Origin of the sequence: Solidesulfovibrio carbinolicus (genome assembly GCF_004135975.1) — a bacterium.
In the GTDB taxonomy this organism is placed as follows: Bacteria; Desulfobacterota; Desulfovibrionia; order Desulfovibrionales; family Desulfovibrionaceae; genus Solidesulfovibrio; species Solidesulfovibrio carbinolicus.
In genome coordinates, this window is sequence record NZ_CP026538.1 from 1130871 (window position 1) to 1147945 (window position 17075).

Annotated in this window: 18 protein-coding genes; 17 read left to right on the forward strand and 1 reads right to left on the reverse strand. The window is 66.4% G+C overall.

Features of this window, described 5'->3' with window-relative positions:
* The first annotated feature begins 2 nt into the window (after nucleotides 1-2).
* Nucleotides 3-863, forward strand: coding sequence for a pseudouridine synthase (locus C3Y92_RS04955; protein ID WP_129350069.1), 861 nt, complete (start codon nucleotides 3-5; stop codon nucleotides 861-863).
* 75 nt (nucleotides 864-938) lie between these two features.
* Here C3Y92_RS04955 and C3Y92_RS04960 read toward each other — a convergent pair whose 3' ends face one another.
* Nucleotides 939-1121, reverse strand: a complete 183-nt coding sequence (locus C3Y92_RS04960) for a flagellar biosynthesis anti-sigma factor FlgM (protein ID WP_129350072.1) — start codon at nucleotides 1119-1121, stop codon at nucleotides 939-941.
* A 173-nt stretch (nucleotides 1122-1294) separates the two neighbouring features.
* Here C3Y92_RS04960 and C3Y92_RS04965 point away from each other — a divergent pair, with 173 nt between their 5' ends.
* The 16 genes from C3Y92_RS04965 to C3Y92_RS05035 all read left to right on the forward strand — a co-directional run bounded on the left by C3Y92_RS04965 (nucleotide 1295) and on the right by C3Y92_RS05035 (nucleotide 17047).
* Nucleotides 1295-2005, forward strand: coding sequence for a LexA family transcriptional regulator (locus tag C3Y92_RS04965; protein WP_129350075.1), 711 nt, complete (start codon nucleotides 1295-1297; stop codon nucleotides 2003-2005).
* 68 nt (nucleotides 2006-2073) lie between these two features.
* On the forward strand, nucleotides 2074-2238 hold the full coding sequence (locus C3Y92_RS21090; RefSeq protein ID WP_006921313.1) for a hypothetical protein: 165 nt from the start codon (nucleotides 2074-2076) through the stop codon (nucleotides 2236-2238).
* Between the two features lie 305 nt (nucleotides 2239-2543).
* Complete coding sequence (locus C3Y92_RS04970; protein ID WP_129350079.1) at nucleotides 2544-3722, forward strand: MFS transporter; 1179 nt, start codon at nucleotides 2544-2546, stop codon at nucleotides 3720-3722.
* Nucleotides 3719-4120 carry a flagellar basal body-associated FliL family protein gene (locus C3Y92_RS04975; RefSeq protein ID WP_129350082.1) on the forward strand — a complete coding sequence of 134 codons (402 nt, stop codon included), beginning with the start codon at nucleotides 3719-3721 and terminating at the stop codon, nucleotides 4118-4120. Before C3Y92_RS04970 ends, C3Y92_RS04975 begins: the two co-directional genes overlap by 4 nt.
* The gene (locus tag C3Y92_RS04980; protein WP_129350085.1) at nucleotides 4117-4761 is read left to right on the forward strand and encodes a histidine phosphatase family protein; all 645 of its coding nucleotides are present in this window, start codon (nucleotides 4117-4119) and stop codon (nucleotides 4759-4761) included. Before C3Y92_RS04975 ends, C3Y92_RS04980 begins: the two co-directional genes overlap by 4 nt.
* 145 nt (nucleotides 4762-4906) lie before the next feature.
* Complete coding sequence (locus tag C3Y92_RS04985; RefSeq protein ID WP_235669622.1) at nucleotides 4907-5311, forward strand: hypothetical protein; 405 nt, start codon at nucleotides 4907-4909, stop codon at nucleotides 5309-5311.
* Nucleotides 5312-5386: 75 nt separating this feature from the next.
* Nucleotides 5387-6040, forward strand: a complete 654-nt coding sequence (locus tag C3Y92_RS04990) for a lactate utilization protein (RefSeq protein WP_129350091.1) — start codon at nucleotides 5387-5389, stop codon at nucleotides 6038-6040.
* A gap of 36 nt (nucleotides 6041-6076) precedes the next feature.
* Nucleotides 6077-6823 carry a hypothetical protein gene (locus C3Y92_RS04995; RefSeq protein ID WP_129350094.1) on the forward strand — a complete coding sequence of 249 codons (747 nt, stop codon included), beginning with the start codon at nucleotides 6077-6079 and terminating at the stop codon, nucleotides 6821-6823.
* 162 nt (nucleotides 6824-6985) lie between these two features.
* Entirely contained in the window at nucleotides 6986-8152 is a 1167-nt protein-coding gene (locus tag C3Y92_RS05000) for a hypothetical protein (protein ID WP_165352064.1), read from the forward strand.
* A gap of 121 nt (nucleotides 8153-8273) precedes the next feature.
* Nucleotides 8274-9572: an HDOD domain-containing protein gene (locus tag C3Y92_RS05005; RefSeq protein ID WP_129350099.1), complete on the forward strand. Its 1299-nt coding sequence runs from the start codon at nucleotides 8274-8276 to the stop codon at nucleotides 9570-9572.
* A gap of 28 nt (nucleotides 9573-9600) precedes the next feature.
* Entirely contained in the window at nucleotides 9601-11055 is a 1455-nt protein-coding gene (locus C3Y92_RS05010; protein ID WP_129350102.1) for a sigma-54-dependent transcriptional regulator, read from the forward strand.
* A 484-nt stretch (nucleotides 11056-11539) separates the two neighbouring features.
* Nucleotides 11540-12442, forward strand: a complete 903-nt coding sequence (gene cpaB / locus C3Y92_RS05015; RefSeq protein WP_129350105.1) for a Flp pilus assembly protein CpaB — start codon at nucleotides 11540-11542, stop codon at nucleotides 12440-12442.
* Nucleotides 12429-14015 (forward strand): type II and III secretion system protein family protein, encoded by a 1587-nt coding sequence (locus C3Y92_RS05020; protein WP_129350108.1) that lies wholly within the window; start codon nucleotides 12429-12431, stop codon nucleotides 14013-14015. Before cpaB ends, C3Y92_RS05020 begins: the two co-directional genes overlap by 14 nt.
* A gap of 146 nt (nucleotides 14016-14161) precedes the next feature.
* Nucleotides 14162-14446: a hypothetical protein gene (locus tag C3Y92_RS05025; RefSeq protein WP_165352065.1), complete on the forward strand. Its 285-nt coding sequence runs from the start codon at nucleotides 14162-14164 to the stop codon at nucleotides 14444-14446.
* 25 nt (nucleotides 14447-14471) lie between these two features.
* Nucleotides 14472-15638 (forward strand): AAA family ATPase, encoded by a 1167-nt coding sequence (locus C3Y92_RS05030; protein ID WP_129350114.1) that lies wholly within the window; start codon nucleotides 14472-14474, stop codon nucleotides 15636-15638.
* A gap of 35 nt (nucleotides 15639-15673) precedes the next feature.
* Nucleotides 15674-17047, forward strand: coding sequence for a CpaF family protein (locus tag C3Y92_RS05035; protein ID WP_129350117.1), 1374 nt, complete (start codon nucleotides 15674-15676; stop codon nucleotides 17045-17047).
* The last annotated feature ends 28 nt before the right edge of the window (nucleotides 17048-17075 follow it).

A 17075-nucleotide genomic window follows, 5' to 3' on the forward strand; every position in this document is an offset into this window, starting at 1 on the left:
CCATGACAAACGACACGACAACGACGTGGATGATTCCGCCCCAGGCCGACGGCTGGCGGCTGGACAAGGCGCTGGAGCTGTTGCTGCCCGGGGTGGGGCTTCGGGGCCGGCGACGGCTGGTCGAATCCGGCCTGGCGACGGTCAATGGCCGACTGCTGCCCGCCGGCTACCGGGTCCGGGCCGGCCAGACCGTGGCTATTGTCCCGCAACACCGGGAGCGCCGGTTTGGTCCGGCCGATGTGCCGGTGGTGCTGATGGCCGGGGACTACGGGCTTTTGAACAAACCCTCCGGCCTGCACAGCGCCGCCCTGGCCCAGGGCGGGGGCGAGAGCGTGGAGGCCCTTTTGCCGGACATTTTTTCGGGCCGGCCCACGTTTTTGCTTTCGCGTCTGGACAGCCTGACCACGGGACTGTTGCCGGCGGCGTTTTTAGCCGAGGCGGCAGCGGCCTACCGGGACATGGAGGAGGCCGGCGAAGTGGACAAGACCTACCTGGCCGTGGGCCACGGGGAACCCGCCGCGACGTATTTCCGGTGCGACGGCGAGCTGGACGCGGCGGACCGCAAAAAAACAAGGGTGCTGGACAGGGCGACCATCGATTCCCTGCGCATGACCGAGGTCGAGGCGTTGGAGACGCGAGGGGGGGTGACGCTTTTTCGCTGCACCATCAAGAAAGGCGCGCGCCACCAGATACGCACCCATCTGGCCTGGGCCGGCCATCCGCTGGTGGGCGATCCGCTGTACGGCTTTGGCGAGGGGGAGCGGCTGTATCTGCACTGCGCCGGCATCGACTGTCCGGCCTTTGCGGCGGTTTGCGACGCGCCGTGGAGTCTTGGAGAGGCGGTGGAGATTGTTTCTCTGTGAGCTGTTTCGGAGTGAAACCGTGTTTTCGATAGCGCTTTGGCCAAAACCGGTCTTGCCGGCTTTGGAAGGGCCAGATCAGTCGGTTTCGGTGGCCAGGGCGTCGAGGAGCCCTTCGATGATCTCGTAGCGCTGGATCAGATACGTTCCGGAGGCCACACGCCGCTTGAGGTCGGCGATACGGCGGGCGCGCTCGGCCGGATCTTCCTGATGGCCAATGGCCCCGCCGCGGGCGCGGTGGTGCTTTGTTGCTGCGTTCATGGCGGACTTCCTTGTCGCTGGTTTCTCCCGGTCCCGTAGGGAGACATCCGTCGTCGCCGCTCTTATCGGCGGCCTTGACGGCAGTCTTTAGCAGGACAGAAAAAAAAGCGGGCCAAGGTTGTAACCGGAAAAAAAGCTTGCGGGTCACAGTAAGGTTGTTTATAAAACGCAACATGACGCAACGAGACCAGGAAACAAACGCCTTGGGCGGCTTCGAAGGGTTTTTCGAGCGGGCGGCCAAGGCGGCGGGGATCGCCTCCCAGGCTGAGCTGGCGGCGCTTTTGGGCGTCCACCGTTCGGCCGTGACCCAGGCCAAGCGCAAGGAGGCCGTGCCCAAGGCCTGGGTGCTCACCGTGTCGCGCCGCACCGGGGCCGACCCGGACTGGCTGGAGTATGGCCGGCGGCGGGGCGGCGCGGCGCGGGGAGAAGGCCGGGGGAGCGCGGCCGACGACGGGGCGGCTGCGGCTGCGGTGGAGATTTTCGCCGCCGTGCCCAAGGTGCGGGCCAGATTGTCGGCCGGCGGCGGGTCATTCGAGACCGGCGGCGAGGTGGAGCGCGTCTATCCGTTTCGCCAGGACTGGCTGCGGGCCAAAGGGCAGCCCTCGCGCATGGTGCTCATGGACGTGGTGGGCAACAGCATGGAACCCGAGATTCGCCACGGCGACATGGTGCTGATTGACCAGGGCCAGACGGCGGTGGTGGCGCACGGGGTCTATGCCGTGGGGCTGGAGGATACGGTGCTGGTCAAGCGGGTGGAAAAGCGCCCCGGGCAGTTGGTGCTTTTAAGCGACAACCGGGACTACGCGCCCATTGTGCTGACCGGGGACGAGCTCGACGCCTTGCGGGTCATCGGCCGGGTGTTGTGGGTGGGTCGAGAGCTGTAATTTTTTTTTATCAGTGTGTTTATATTTATCTACTTCGTTGCGCAGGCCGCGCAACAAGGAGGCGGATCATGCAACGTCGTTACTGCCGCTGCGGCAAGTCCATCCTGGTGGAATACCGGCCTTGCGGCCCGACCTGGCGGGCGGTGTTTTTCCGGCCGCGCCTGCTGTTCCGTTCGCGGGTGCAGCGCTGCCCCTGCTGCGGCGCGGCGCTGGACATCGACAGCCTGTCCTGACGCCGGCCGGCAGCAAACGCCATCACAAGCATTTCCGGAGCCGGGCGGCCCGATCCCCAATCCGCTGCCCGCTGCGGCCGGTCCTGAACGCCGGTTGCCGAGCGCCCCCGCATCGGCCTCCCCCAAGCCTGGCCGTGGGGTCCGTTCCCCCAGGCGGCCGGCCGACCCGGGCCAACCGTGGACGCCGTATGGCCGTGCCTGCGGCGTCCACGATTTCTAACCGCCGCATATCGTTGAAGCCGGGCTTTCCTCCGCAACCAATCGGGAGTATGTGAACCAGACGCGACGTGACCGGAGGGAACGGGATGGGGAAGTGGACGTTGGGCGTGCTATTTGCCGCAACCGTTTGCGGCATCTCCTCCATTTACCTGCCCCAGCCCTTGCTGCCCCTGCTGGCCGAGGCTTTCGGCGCGTCCCAGGCCACGGCCTCCCTGGCCGTCACCGCCACCATGCTGCCCCTGGGGCTCGCGCCGCTGGTGTACGGGTTTTTTCTCGACGCCGTGCCGGCCCGGCCGCTTATCGCCTTGTCCCTGGGACTTCTTGGCGCAACCACGGCAGCCTTGCCTTTTTGCGCCGATTTCAAGGTTTTCCTGGCCTTGCGGGTGGTGCAGGGCCTGGCGGTTCCCTGTCTGCTCACGGCGCTGATGACCTATCTCTCCACTTCCGTGCCGCCGGCCGCGGTGCGCCGGGTCATGGCCGCCTACATCGCCGTCACCGTGCTCGGCGGTTTTTCCGGGCGCTTTTTTTCCGGTCTGACCGCCCACCTGTTCGGCTGGCGGTTTCCCTTCTATTGCCTGGGGGCCACCATCGCGGCCTGCTGTCTGGCCTGTCTGGCCTTGCCCCCGGACGGCCGTTCGGCCTTTTTGCCCATTCGTCTGCGCGACGCGCCCCATGTGCTGGCCAAGCCGGGTTTTCTGACCACCTACCTGATCGTGGCCCTGCTGTTTTTCGTGTTTTCCGGGATGCTCAACCTGCTGCCCTTTCGCCTGGGCGAGCTGGACGGCGGCTACTCCCCGTTGCGGGCTGGGGCCATGTACTGCGGCTATCTCATGGGCATCGTCACCTGCTTGACCTCCCACCGGGTTTCCGGCCGTCTGGGCGGGCCGGCCGGGGCCATGGCCATGGGCGCGGCCGTGGTCATCGGCGCTGCCGGGCTTTTTGCCGTGCCGGCGACCTGGGCGGTTTTCGTGAGCGTTTTCGTCCTGTGCACGGGCATGTTCATGGCCCATTCCGTGGCTCCGGGCGTGCTCAACAGCGCCGAGGCCGAACACAAGGGGCTTGTCAACGGCCTCTATATTTCCTTTTACTATTCCGGTGGCGCGCTTGGAACCTATCTGCCCGGACTGGTCCTGGGACGGCTGGGATTCGGGGCGGCGGCTGCGGTCCTGGTCGCGGCGGCGGCGGCGGCCACGGCTCTGGCCGTGGGACTGCGGCGGTCCGGTCCGCTGCCTGGGAGCCTGGGCGGACGGGGAGGGGGACGATGAGACGGAAGGTTTTGCCGCTTCTGGCGATTGTCTGGCTGACAGGCTGGGGCCTGGTCGGCCAAGTCCTGGGCCAGGGCGAACCCGTGGTCCGGGGCGGGACGGTGACTTACCCGAATTTTGACGTCAATATCGATGATGGCGGCGGGCTGGGCCGGCTGCGCCTGGGCTTTGAGGTGCTTTTCACCGATGAACTCGGAGCCAAGGCCGCCGCCGCGCTTCAGGTGCGCGAATCCATCCTGCTTTTTTTGCGGGGAAAATCCGCAGCTGATTTGCTGGCCCCCAAAGGCCGGGATGTGTTGCGGGCGCAGCTGCTGGCCCACATCAACGCGGCCATCGGCAGCCCCAAGGCCGTCAAATTGTTTTATCTCGACTACGTCGTCATCAAGGGGACGCCATGACCGTCATCCGCTGCATCCGGCACGGCCAAAGCGCCTCCAACGCCGGCGAAGTGACCGAATATCCCGACACCATCCCCCTGACCGGCCTGGGCCACGCCCAGGCCGCCCTGGTCGCCTCCTGCTTCAACAAACCGCCCCGGCGCATCGTGTTTTCCTCCTTCGACCGGGCGGTGCAGACGGCCATGCCCCTTTGCGAGCGCTTTCCCGACGTGCCCGTGGCCGTGTGGCCGGTGCAGGAATTCACCTATCTCGCCCCCTTCCGCTACGCCGGCACCCGCCGGGCCGACCGCCACGAGGCCGTGGAGCGTTATTGGGAGCGCCTGGATCCCATGTACCGGGACGGCGAGGGCGCCGAATCGTTTCTCGGCTTCTGGGACCGGGTGGAATCCTTTCTTGACCGCATGGCCGAAGCCAGCGGCCATGTGGCGGTGTTCACCCACGGCCAGTTCCTGCGCGGGGTGATGCTGCGCGTCCTGTGCGGCCGGCTTGGCGTGGAGGAGGCCATGTTCCGCTTCCGGGCCTTCCGGCAGGCCGTGGCCATACCCAACGCGGCCATGGTGGTCATCGGCCTGTCCCGGCGGTCCCCGGTGCTGGGGCCGGTGGTCACCAACCATTTGCCGCCGGAGCTGCTTTCAACCTGATGGACATGGTTTTTTTCGCCAACCCGTTGAAACGGCGCACCTGTTGCTCTATAAGCAACAGCATGAGACCGTGGGCGAGCGGAACCGGGGGGCTTTGATGGGGCGTGGGCATTTTTGCGGGCGGACTGCGACATGTGCGCTGCTGTTGTTGCTGCTGGCCGTGGCGGCCTTTGGCGATGCGCCGGCCTGCGCCGCCGAGGCCCAACGCCGGGCCGGAGCCTACTGGTCGGGGCTGTCCCGGGAACAAAAGACCGATCTGGTGCTGGGCATCTTCGACGGCTTCAACCTCAACGAGAACATCCTCGGCATCACGCTCAAAAACGAGTACACCATCTGTTCAGAAATCATGGACAGCATCATGCGCCAGTCCGACGCCTATTTCGCGGACATGCCGGCCGGGCGCATCGTCAGCGGACTCGACGCCTTTTACGCGGAACGCAAAAATCGCAACATCCCCATATCCTGGGGCGTTTGGGTCGTGGTTCGCAAGAACCGGCGCGACGCCACCCTGCCGCAGTTTCTGGAAGAGCTGCGCAATCTCTACCCCTGACCATTCCATGCCTTGCTTTTTTGGGCGACGCGATTAAAAGGGCTTCGCCGCCGCGTGGGCGGCAAAGGAGGCGGCATGTTGGCGCCTGTTCAGGCCTACTTCGAAAAACGCCTGGCCGACACGGCCAAGGCTCTTTCGGACAATCATTTTCTCGTCCATGTCGTGGCCGACGCCGAGGAAGCGGCCCAGGTCGTCATCGGCGAAGTGCTGCCGGCCGCGGCGCCCAAGGTCGTGTCCTACGGCGGTTCCATGACCCTGGCCGCCACCGGCCTGCCGGCGCTTTTGGCCGCCCGGCCGGAGCTGTCCATCATCAATACCATGGACCATGCCATCCCGGCCGAGGAAATGTACGAACGCCGCCGCCAGGCCCTTTTGGCCGACCTCTTCGTCACCGGCTCCAACGCCGTCACGCAGGACGGCAAGCTCGTCAATCTCGACATGATCGGCAACCGGGCCTGCGCCATAAATTTCGGCCCCCGACACGTGGTGGTGCTCCTGGGGCGCAACAAGATCGTGCCCGACGTGGCGACGGGCATGGCTCGCGTCAAAAATTACGCCGCCCCGGTCAACGCCATGCGCCTGTCCAAGAACACGCCCTGCGTGGCCACGTCTCATTGCCAGGATTGCGGCAGCCCGCAGCGCATTTGCAACGTGTGGACCATTACCGAGAAGTGCTTCCCCCGGGGACGCGTCACGGTGGTCCTGATCAATCAGGATCTGGGATTCTAACAGGGCCGCCCCGCGCGGCCGGATGAGGAAGCGGCTTTGGTTTGGAAGAAAATACCCCCGGAAGCGGACTATTTCCACTGCGAGCCCGGAACGGACTATTTCATCTGCGAGGAAGGCTTCGTGGTCGAAGGCCGGTTCCTGCAGGACGGGCAGGCCAACCTGGACAAGGCCATCTGGCCCACGGTGCAGGGCAACCGGGCTTATATCCGGGTGCGCCGCAAGGGCGTGGACAAGAAGTTCCAACTGGTGCGGATTTTCGCCGAGCTGTTCCCGGAGTTGCTCGCCGTCGAACTGACGCTGCGCACCCGCAAGGGGCCTTACAACCTGCGCATCGAAGCCGACGCCGGCGACGAGCCGGCCGCCGAGCGTCCGGCCGCGGCCAAGGCGCGCAAGGAAAAGCCCGTACGCAAGGAGCGTGAGCGCGAACGCGAGCGGGAACGGGAACTCCCCGAGGAGGCCGACGAGGAGATCGTTGAGGCTCCCGAGGAAGCCTTCGCCGAGGACGAGGACGAGGACGAACCGGCCGTGGCCGTGGCCGACCATCGGCTGTGCCGGGTCTGCAATCTGCGTAAGCGTTCATCGGAATTCAGCCCCCGCGAGGACATGTGCCTGGACTGCTACATGGGCCGCGACGAACTCCTCAAGGAGATCATCGCCCGCCGCCGCCGCAAGTCCAAGCCCGCCGCTCCCCGGGTCACGGAAGAAAACGTCGAACGCGGCGGGATGGAAGACAATCTCGACTCGTTTGGCAGCATGGATTTCGGCATATCCCTGCCTGAATAAACGGCGGGCGCGTTCCACCAATCGTGGGGCGCGCCTGGCCGCCACGATTTTTCGGACAACGCCTCGGCTGGCCCGTTGCCGGGCATCCGGCCGATTGCGGCGGCGCCGCCCGTGTCCTGCCTGTGCTTGCGCATCCGGCACGATTCCTGCCAGGAGGAAACCATGCCGCCATCGCCCGATTCCGACCCCGACCAGCGCCCGTCGGCCGGCGTCGGCCTCAACGAGGCCGACGTGGTCATGCCCTTGGCCGCGGCCATCTGCATCACCATCGGCTGGGCCGTGGTCATGGACTATGAAAGCGTGATCCAACCGCTGGCGGCCAGTCTGCCGGCGATGGAGTCGCGTATCCGGCTCATGCGTCTGGTCATGGGCCTTTTGACCGTCGGCGGCCTGGGGCTGGCCTTTTTGGCCGCCAGGGACGGCCGCCGCCGTCGTCAGGCCGAGGCGCAGCTGCACATCGCCCATGCCGCCCTGGCCCGGCGCATGGCCCGGCGCACCGATCAGCTGCGCACCAGGACCCGCGCCCTGCGCGAGGCCCGGTTGCGCGAACGGCTGGCCGAGACCGAAGCCGAGGCGGCGTACGCCGCCGGCCAGGTGGAAGCCGCCGGAGCCTATCTGCACGGCGTGGGCAACGCCATTTCGGCCATGGACCTGGAACTGCTGCGCCTTTCCCGGGCCCTGGCCGCCGCGCCGCGCCTGGAGGCCGCCTTTGCCGCCGTGGCCCAAGGCCTGCGTAGCGGCAAGGCCGACCAGGCCGCGACCGATCTCGAATCCCTGCGCCAGACCCTGCTTGAGCGCGCCATGCCCAGACTCGCCGCCGGCATTGCCGCCGTGGCCGAGCTCAAGGAGCGCATGGCCGCCGACCTGGAACGCCATCGCGGCGAGTTCGAGCGGCGCGACAAGCGTGAGCCCTATCTCCAGGACGTGCGCCTGGACGAGGAACTGGCCGCCATCCTCGACCGTATGCCCCGGGCCGCCGGCAGCGATCCCGTGGCTCGGGAGATCGTCCCCGGCCTGCGCCTGCGTACCCGCAAGCAGCCGTTTCTGGCCGCCTTGGCCGCCCTGGTCAGACAAGCCCTGGACGCCGCCGTGGGAGCCGTGACCGTGCGCCTGTACCCGGGCTCCGGCGACCGGGCCGTGCTGGTCGTCGAAGGCGCGACCCTGCCTGGCGGCGATGTGGGGCCGGTGGCCGCCGGCATAAACTTCCTCAACGAAAACGGCGGGTCCGTCCGCCAGGAACCGGCCAGCGCCAACCAGCCGCCGCGCCTGGTCATCGAGATGGCCGGGCAGCCGACCAAGGCGGCCGATCCGACCTCCGGCCTTTCTTGACAGCCTGTCGCAAACCCGTATGATTGCACGATCACTGGCGGAAAATGCCTGAAACGGCAGGGGATGGCGTATGCCCGACCCCGGCCGGGCACGGCCGCCGGACAGGCGACGGCAGGAGGCCATGGTCACACGCGCGGTTACCGAACTTTCTCCAGGCATGGTCCTGGCCGAGGACGTGCTCACCCCGGGCGGGCGGTTTCTCATGCCCCGGGGCACGGTCCTTGATGTCGGCCATCTCAAGTCCTTGCTGGCCTGGAATCTGGCCGAAGTCCGGGTGGCCGGGGAGGCCTCGCCGTGTCCGGACGCGCCGGCCGCCGCCGCGCCCGATGCGGCGCAGGGCCGGCCCGACGTGCTGGAGGCGGCCGAGGCCGCCGTGCGCGAGCGCTTTGCCTGCTGTATCCTGGCGGCCTCCCCCTGCGACGTGCTCTTTCGTCTGGCCCTGGACCGCGAGGTCCGGCGGCGGCTGGCCGAGGGCGTCCCGGCCGGGGAAGGCGGGGAGGACCGTTCCTGGCGCATGATCGAATCCGAGCCCGGACACCTCGCCATGGACGCCCTGCTGCGCGACGAGCCCCAGCTCGTCTCGCCTCCGGAAGTCTATCTGCGCATCAGCGCGGTGCTGGGCGATCCGGCCAGCACCGTGGAGGACGCGGCCGAAAGCATCAAGCACGACCCGTCCCTGGCCGCCAAGCTTTTGCGCCTGGTCAACAGCTCCTACTACGCCCGCACCATGCGGGCCATGCGCGGCCGGTTCCCGGCCAAGATCGACAGCCTGTCCCGGGCCGTCACCGTGGTCGGGGCGCGCCAGCTGGCCACGTTGGCCCTGGGCGTGTCCGTGCTGCCGCTTTTTCAGGACATCCCCCAAAATTGGGTCAACATGCGGCTTTTCTGGGAGCACAGCGTGGGCTGCGCCGCCGCCGCCCAGGCCCTGGCCGAGGCCACGGGACTGGTCAATCCCGAGACCGCCTTCGTGGCCGGGCTGCTCCACGACATCGGCCGCATCATCGCCTTCAAGCAGGCTCCGGCCCACATGGCCGCCGCCATGCGTCGGGCCGAGGCCGAGGGCTGCCCGCTCTATCTGGCCGAACGCGAAGTGCTGGGCTTCGACCACGCCGCCCTGGGCGGCCATCTCCTGCAGAAATGGCAGTTTCCGGCCAACCTTGAGAAAATGGTGCGTTACCACCATGACCTCGACGAGCCGTTTATCATCGACGAGCCGGCTGTCGTCCATCTGGCCGATGTGGTGGCCACGGCCATGGGCTGGGGCGGCAGCGGCAACCGGCGTCTTCCGGCCGTGGACCCGGCCGCCTGGGCCGCCCTGGGCCTGACCGGCGAGGCCCTGGCGGCGCTTGTGCCGGGCATGGAAGATCGCCTGGCCGATACCATGCGGAGTTTTTTCCCGGACCACCAGGGGCCGCTGTGAGGCCGCCCCAAACCCCGCCGGAGCGCTGATGTCCGCCCGAATCCTGGTTATCGACGACGACGAAGCCTTCAGGGAAATGCTGTGCGAGGCCCTGGCCGCCAAGGATTTCGATCCCGTGGGCGTGGGCACGGCCGAGGAGGGCGTGGCCCGGGCCAAGGCCGAAACCTTTGATCTGGTCCTCACCGACGTCATGCTGCCCGGCATGGACGGCATCGAGGGGCTCTCCAAGCTCAAGGAGGCCGCCCCGGACAGCGAAGTCATCGTCATGTCCGGCTATTCGGCCCGGGAAAAGGCCTTGGACGCCGTGCGCCTGGGGGCCTACGACTTTTTCGCCAAACCCTTTTCCCTGGCCGAAATGGAAGTGGTCATTCGCCGGGCCCTGGAACGGCGAACCCTGCTCTTGGAGCTGCGACAGCTGAAGTCCGCCGTGGCCGCCGGGCGCGGGCCGACCATCGTTGGCCAGTCGCCGTCCATGCGCGCCGTGGTGGACATGGTGCGCCGGGTGGCCCCGCTGGATTCCACGGTGCTCGTCACCGGCGAATCGGGCTGCGGCAAGGAAGTCGTGGCCGACGCCATCCAGGCCTTAAGCAAACGGGCCGACGCCCCCTTTGTGAAGGTCAACTGCGCCGCCATCCCGGAAAACCTCCTCGAATCCGAACTCTTCGGCCACGAGAAGGGGGCCTTCACCGGGGCGGTGGGCTTGAAAAAGGGCAAATTCGAGCTGGCCGACCACGGCACCATCATGCTTGACGAGATCGGCGACATGCCGCTTTTTCTCCAGCCCAAGCTTCTGCGCGCCGTGGAGCAGAAACAGATCGAACGGGTGGGCGGCGGCAAGCCCATCGACATCGACATCCGCATCATCGCCGCCACCAACCAGGAGCTGCAAAGCCTGGTCGAGCAAAAGCTCTTTCGGGCCGACCTGTACTACCGCCTAAGCGTCGCCGCCATTCCCCTGCCGCCCCTGCGGGAGCGCAAGGAAGACCTGCCGCTGCTGGTGGGGCATTTCCTGGAGCGCATCGGCCCCCGGGTCGGCATCAATTTGCGCGGCGTTTCCCGGGAAGGGATGCAGCTGCTTTTCGACTACGACTGGCCGGGCAACGTGCGCCAGTTGGCCAATCTGTTGGAACGGGCGGCCATCATGAGCTCCGGCGAGGTGCTCACCGCCCTGGAGATCGGCCGGGCCCTGGACGGGGCCTCGCGCCGCCCCGCCCCCGAGGCCTCGCCCGAAGGCCCGTGCCCCATGGCCGGCAATCTGCGCGACACCCTCCAGGACATGGAGCGCAACATGATCCTCACCGCCCTGCGCAAGGCCGGCGGCGTGCAGAAAGACGCCGCCCGCACCCTTGGCGTGAGCCCCAAAAACCTCTGGAACAAGCTGCAAAACACCGCATCGACCCGTCCGAATACGCCGGTTGACGACGACACGGCGACAGGGAAGGGCGGCGAGAGGGAAGAATGCCTCCGGCGGCCGGGGGCCTGAGGCCCCCGGACCCCCCATATGGGGAAAAATTCAAGGGGTCTGCGCCAGGTGGGCGGTTGGGAGGATTCCTGGCCGCTTGGGCTTGAGGAAGACTTTTCCGGGCGTTGCGCCCAGCCGTTGACGATGTTCCCGCTGTCCTGACGGCCGTTGCCGGTCAATCCTGACGTATCTCCAAACGCCATCGACGCTCTTGCCGCAAACGGCCGCCGGAAGTCCCTCCGGCGGCCGTTTCGTTTGCTTGGCAGGCTTCTTGCTCAGTACCAAGCGTCGCTACAGGCGCCAGGCTGGCCAAAGGCCCGAAAGACGGGGCCGGACGGGACTTGCCGCAAGAAAAGGGCCTGCCCCGAAGACGCCTTGGTGTTTGAGAAGACGGACCAATCCCGGCGGACCAGACACAGCGTTTAAAAAAGTTATACGCCGTTCCCCAGGCACACCCGAACCGGCCGCGCTGCCGGAAGTCCGGGGCAAGCAGGCGGAGGCCCGCATGAAAACCAAGGCCGTACCCCACATCATTTTGGCCGTCATCCTGGCGTTGACGGCCGGCGTTCTGACCATCCGCTGGCTGGGGTCCGTGCGCGCGCCCACAGTTGAGCAGGCCAAGCCGGCCGCGCCCAAGGTCGAGGTGGTGGTGGCCGCCCGGGCCATCCCCAAGGGCGGGCGCCTCGACGCCTCCATGGTCAAGTCCAAGGGTTTCGAGGCCGAGGCCGCGCCCCAGGGGGCGCTTCGCGACGTTCAGGAGGCCTACGGCCGCATCAGCGCCCGCGACATCTCCCCCGACGATCCCATCACCCCGGACAAGCTCATGCCCAAGGGCGCGACCAGCGGCGGCCTGGACGCCTCGGTAGCCCCGGGCAAGCGGGCCTTTACCATCAAGGGCAGCAAGATCATGGGCTCCGGCGGCCTTGTCACCCCGGGCTGCCGGGTGGACGTGCTGGTGACCTATCCCGTGCCCAACGGCAAAAACGACGAAAAGATCAACAAGATCATTCTGGAAAACGTCCCCATCCTCACCACCGGCACCGAGCGCGAGACCAAGATCGGCAAGGACGGCCGGGAGGAACTGGCCAACACCGACTTCTACACGCTCATGGTCGCGCCCGAGGAAGCCGAACGTCTGGCCCTGGCCAGCGATACGGGCAGCCTGCATCTGGCCCTTCGCACCCCTGGCGACGCCGACATCGTGACCACTTCCGGGGCCGATGTGGCCAAAAGCCTCGAAGCTTTCGCCGCCGCGCCGGCCGGGCCGCCCCTGGCCGACGCCGGAGCCCTGCCCGAGGAAGACGCCGGCTACAGCGTGGAAACCATCCGAGGCACTGAGCGCGAACGTGTGCGCCTCGACCCCCTCACCGGGATACAAACGGAGGACAAGGGCCATGCCAAGCCGTAACTGCCTGCCGCGCCTGTGGGCGCGCGCCCTGGCCATCGCGCTTTCCCTGGTTTTGGCCGCGCCGGCCCAGATTGTTTGGGGCGGGGTCGCGCCGGTGGCCGTGCGCGCCGCGCCGCGTCTGGCGCTGACCATCGGCAAGTCCGTGATCTTGCAAAGCGACGCCGACATCACTCGGGTCTCGGTGGCCCAGCCCGACGTGGCCGACTTCGTGCTGCTCTCGCCGCGCCAGATCTATGTCACCGGCCGCGCGCCCGGCATCACCAACCTGACGCTGTGGGACAAGGGCGACAAGATCCGCGCCGTCTACGACCTCGACGTGGCCCCGGACGCCTCGCGCCTCAAGAAAATGCTCCACGACGTGATGCCCGGCGAGACCGGCATCGAAGTCCTGGCCAGCCAGGATTCCATTGCCCTGTCCGGCACGGTGCGCGACGCCGAGAGCCTCAAAAAGGCCCTGTCCCTGGCCGAGGTCTACGCCCCCAAAAAGGTCCTCAACCTGCTGTCGGTCAGCGGCGTGCAGCAGGTCATGCTCGAAGTGCGGGTGGCCGAGATGTCCAAGTCCGTGGTCAACCGCATGGGCATCAACTTAAACGCCGTGGGCGACGGCAATTTCGGCTATACGCTCCTTGGCGGGCTTTCCGCCCTGGCCGATACGGTCTTTAATATCGACAACGTCCAAAATTCCTACAAGTACAGCACCATCAAGTTCACCGGCAGCGACAATTCCAGCAGTTCGGAAAGCGCCACCATCCAGACGCGGTTCCGGGAGTTCAACCAGCCCGAGCAAAGCAAGACCGTGGCCCTGGGCCAAGGCACCGCCGCCATGCGCTTTAGCACCAACTGGGGCGGAACCGGCAACACCACCATGACCGCCGTTTTGGACTTGCTCAAGCAAAACGGGCTGGTGCGGATACTCGCCGAACCCAACCTCGTGTGCTTAAACGGCCAGTCGGCCAAGTTCCTGGCCGGCGGCGAGATCCCCGTGCCCGTGCCCTCGGGGCTTGGCACCACCAGCATCGAATGGAAGGAATTCGGCGTGGGCCTCAAGTTCACGCCCACCGTGGCCGGCGAGGTCATTAGCCTCCAAGTCAATCCCGAGGTGTCCGACCTCGACTATACCCGGGCCATCAAGCTCAACAGCTTCGAGATTCCGGCCGTGCTGACCCGGCGCGCTTCCACCTCGGTGGAGCTCAGAAACGGCCAGACCTTCGCCATCGCCGGCCTGCTCAAGGAAGAAGGCCGCGAATCCGTGGACAAGTACCCCTGGATCGGCGACATCCCGGTGCTCGGCAATCTGTTTAAGAGTTCAAGCTACCAGAAGGACCAGTCGGAACTGGTGATTCTGATTACCGCCCATCTGGTCAAGCCCCTCAACAAGAAAGACATGATCCTGCCCACCGACGGGGTCCATGAGCCCGACGACCTGGAGTTTTTCCTCGGCATCAAGCGGCCCCAGGCCGCCGCCGGCGCGCCGGGCGGGGCCATCACCCGCACCGGGGCGGAAATTGACGGCGACTTCGGCCATGCCGTGCCCCTGGCCGCGGCCCGGCCGACCGATCCCAAGGGCTATTAGACGCCCGGCAGGGAAATATCGGCAGGCGCGACACCCGCCCCACCGGCGTGCTCACGGCGGCGGGACAACCACAACGGCCTTTACCCGAGGACGCGATGCGAGCCGCTACACCCGGGCCAACTCCCGAAAGCGGGATGGAGCAAGCCATGCGAAGCATGTTATGGATCGTGGCGGTGGCCCTGGCCGGCCTTCTGGCCGGCTCCCTGACCGGCTGCCAGGCCGAGAAGGAAAACATTGGCTGGGACTACGGCAAGTCCTACCATACGGTTTTCGAGGCCCAGAAAATCGCCCCGGCCGTGGTGGACGACAAACCCGTGGACGCCATGGGCGGCACGCGGGCGGCCCTGGCTTATGACCGTCTGGAAAAGCAGGCCCCGGAAGAGCAAAAACAAGGCTCCGGCGGGTTCGAGGCCTTCTTGCAGCAGAAGTGAGGCCGAGGCCTCGGGGGGACGATCCATGCGCGACAAGCTCACCGTGATTCTCGACATGCCCCCTTCGGCCGCCCGGGGGGCCTTCGAGGAATGCCTGTCCGAGGACGGCGATTTCGAGGTGCTCGGGGCCGGCGAGGAGTATGCCGACCTGCTCGTGCGCGAGCTGGCCGAAGGCGGCGAGGCCGAACTGGAGGCCGTGGCCGAGATGGTGGCCCGGCGCGGCGACCGGGAGGTGTTTCTCACCGCCCAGGTCTATGACGCCGAGGTGCTCATGCGGCTCATGCGCCAGGGCGTGCGCGAATTTTTTCCCCAGCCCGTGGATCATGAAGAGGTGCGCATGGCCCTTTGGCGCTTCAAGGAGCGCCGGGAGTCGGTGCGGGGGCCAAGGCGCAGCAAGCAGGGGCGCATCGTCAACATCTTCGGAGCCAAGGGCGGGGTGGGCACCACCTCGCTGGCCGTCAACCTGGCCGCCGCCTGCCAGACCCACAGGGACGGGGCCTCGGTGGCGCTCATGGACATGAACCTGCCCTTTGGCGAGGCCCAGCTGTTTCTCGACCTCGCCCCCAAATACCACTGGGGCGAGGTGCTCGGCAACATCAGCCGCCTGGACGCCACCTATCTCATGAGCGTCATGTCGCGCCATCCCTCCGGGCTGTACCTGCTGGCTCCGCCGAGCCGCCTGGACGACCTCCAGATGGCCACCCCGGAGAACATCTCCAAGCTCCTGGAACTCATGCGCCAGGTCTTCGACACCGTGGTCATCGACCTGGGCATGTATCTTGACGAGATCACCCTCAAGGTCATGGACATCTCCGACGCCATCGTCCTGGTCTCGGTGCAAAACCTGCCCTGCCTGGCCAACGTGCGCCGCTTCCTCGACAACGTGCGCCACGCCGAGGCCGGCCTTGAGGACAAACTCAAAATCGTGGTCAACCGCCATCTGGAGGAAAGCGACCTGGTGGTGGAGGACATGGAAAAGGCCCTGGGGCTGCCGGTCTTCTGGCGCGTGCCCAACGATTACAAGACCACCCTGTCGGCCATCAACCAGGGCAAGACCTTGCTTGAGACCGCGCCCAAGGCCCCGGTCACCCGGGCCCTTTGCGACCTGGCCGCCGCCCTGTCTCCGGCAAGTTCGGCCCAGGAAACCAAAAAATCCTTGTTCGGACTCAAGTTCTTGCGCGGACGGTCATGACCGCCGCCGCCGTGCGGCAGTGAAGGAGATTTGGCATGGAACGCGGCCGCCCGCCCCTGATGCGCCACCAGATGCCCCGCACCCAGGCCCCGGCCCCGGAGCGGCGGGAGGCCTTGGGCCCGATCTCGCAGGAATACTACGAGATCAAAACCCGCATCCACGACCGTTTGATCGATCTGATCGACCTCACCCTCCTTGATACCCTGGAGGAGTCGGCCCTGGGCGGCGAGATCAGCAAGATCGTCGAACGCTTGTTGCGTGACGAGTTCTATCAGACGCCGCTCAATCAGTCCGAGCGCGACCGCCTCATCACCGAGGTGAAAGACGAGATGCTCGGCCTTGGTCCCCTGGAGCCTTTTCTCAAGGACCAAAGCGTCAACGACATCCTGGTCAACTCCTATCGCCAGATCTACGTGGAGCGGGGCGGCAAGCTGGTCCTGACCGAATCGCGCTTCAAGGACAACGACCACTTAAAAAAGATCATCGACCGCATCGTCTCCCGGGTCGGCCGCCGAGTGGACGAATCCTCGCCCATGGTGGACGCCAGGCTTCCCGACGGTTCGCGCGTCAACGCCATCATTCCCCCCCTGGCCATCGACGGGCCGGCCCTGTCCATCCGCAAATTCGCCAAGGAAAAGCTGACCATCGAGGATCTCATCCGCTTCAAGGCCATGACCCGGGACTTTGCCGACGTGCTCAAGGGCATTGTCCTGGCCCGGCTCAACATCCTCATTTCCGGCGGCACCGGCACCGGAAAGACCACCATGCTCAACTGCCTGTCGGGCTTTATCCCCCACGACGAGCGCATCGTCACCGTGGAAGACGCCGCCGAGCTGCAGCTCAAGCAGGACCACGTGGTGCGCCTGGAATCGCGCCCGCCCAACATCGAAGGGCGCGGCGAAGTGACCCAGCGCGATCTGGTGCGCAACTGCCTGCGCATGCGCCCCGACCGCATCATCGTCGGCGAAGTGCGCGGGGCCGAGGCCCTGGACATGCTGCAAGCCATGAACACCGGCCACGACGGCTCCCTGGCCACCCTGCACGCCAACACCCCCCGCGACGCGCTCATGCGCCTGGAGACCCTGGTCGCCATGGCCGGACTCAACATCTCGGCCCTGTCGCTCAAGCGCTACATCGCCTCGGCCGTGGACGTCATCGTCCAGATTTCGCGCTTCTCCGACGGCAGCCGCAAGCTCGTGAGCTTCCAGGAACTCACCGGTATGGAAGGCGACGTCATCACCATGCAGGAGATTTTTGCCTTCGAGCAACGCGGGGTCACGGCCGACGGCAAGGTCAAGGGCGTGTTCATGGCCCGGGGCATCCGGCCCAAGTTCGCCAGCCGTTTCGAGGCCAAGGGGATTCGCATGCCCGAAGGGATTTTCGATCCACGAAACGTGGTGGAGGTCTAGGCGTCATGGAACGCGGCCCAACCCAAAC

What these genes read in the sequence shown, in the direction of transcription:
- C3Y92_RS04955 (WP_129350069.1), top strand. Translation starts at nt 3, where the DNA reads ATGACAAACGACACGACAACGACGTGGATGATTCCGCCCCAGGCCGAC.
- C3Y92_RS04960 (WP_129350072.1), bottom strand. Translation starts at nt 1,121, where the DNA reads ATGAACGCAGCAACAAAGCACCACCGCGCCCGCGGCGGGGCCATTGGC.
- C3Y92_RS04965 (WP_129350075.1), top strand. Translation starts at nt 1,295, where the DNA reads ATGACGCAACGAGACCAGGAAACAAACGCCTTGGGCGGCTTCGAAGGG.
- C3Y92_RS21090 (WP_006921313.1), top strand. Translation starts at nt 2,074, where the DNA reads ATGCAACGTCGTTACTGCCGCTGCGGCAAGTCCATCCTGGTGGAATAC.
- C3Y92_RS04970 (WP_129350079.1), top strand. Translation starts at nt 2,544, where the DNA reads ATGGGGAAGTGGACGTTGGGCGTGCTATTTGCCGCAACCGTTTGCGGC.
- C3Y92_RS04975 (WP_129350082.1), top strand. Translation starts at nt 3,719, where the DNA reads ATGAGACGGAAGGTTTTGCCGCTTCTGGCGATTGTCTGGCTGACAGGC.
- C3Y92_RS04980 (WP_129350085.1), top strand. Translation starts at nt 4,117, where the DNA reads ATGACCGTCATCCGCTGCATCCGGCACGGCCAAAGCGCCTCCAACGCC.
- C3Y92_RS04990 (WP_129350091.1), top strand. Translation starts at nt 5,387, where the DNA reads ATGTTGGCGCCTGTTCAGGCCTACTTCGAAAAACGCCTGGCCGACACG.
- C3Y92_RS05000 (WP_165352064.1), top strand. Translation starts at nt 6,986, where the DNA reads ATGCCGCCATCGCCCGATTCCGACCCCGACCAGCGCCCGTCGGCCGGC.
- C3Y92_RS05005 (WP_129350099.1), top strand. Translation starts at nt 8,274, where the DNA reads ATGGTCACACGCGCGGTTACCGAACTTTCTCCAGGCATGGTCCTGGCC.
- C3Y92_RS05010 (WP_129350102.1), top strand. Translation starts at nt 9,601, where the DNA reads ATGTCCGCCCGAATCCTGGTTATCGACGACGACGAAGCCTTCAGGGAA.
- cpaB (WP_129350105.1), top strand. Translation starts at nt 11,540, where the DNA reads ATGAAAACCAAGGCCGTACCCCACATCATTTTGGCCGTCATCCTGGCG.
- C3Y92_RS05020 (WP_129350108.1), top strand. Translation starts at nt 12,429, where the DNA reads ATGCCAAGCCGTAACTGCCTGCCGCGCCTGTGGGCGCGCGCCCTGGCC.
- C3Y92_RS05025 (WP_165352065.1), top strand. Translation starts at nt 14,162, where the DNA reads ATGCGAAGCATGTTATGGATCGTGGCGGTGGCCCTGGCCGGCCTTCTG.
- C3Y92_RS05030 (WP_129350114.1), top strand. Translation starts at nt 14,472, where the DNA reads ATGCGCGACAAGCTCACCGTGATTCTCGACATGCCCCCTTCGGCCGCC.
- C3Y92_RS05035 (WP_129350117.1), top strand. Translation starts at nt 15,674, where the DNA reads ATGGAACGCGGCCGCCCGCCCCTGATGCGCCACCAGATGCCCCGCACC.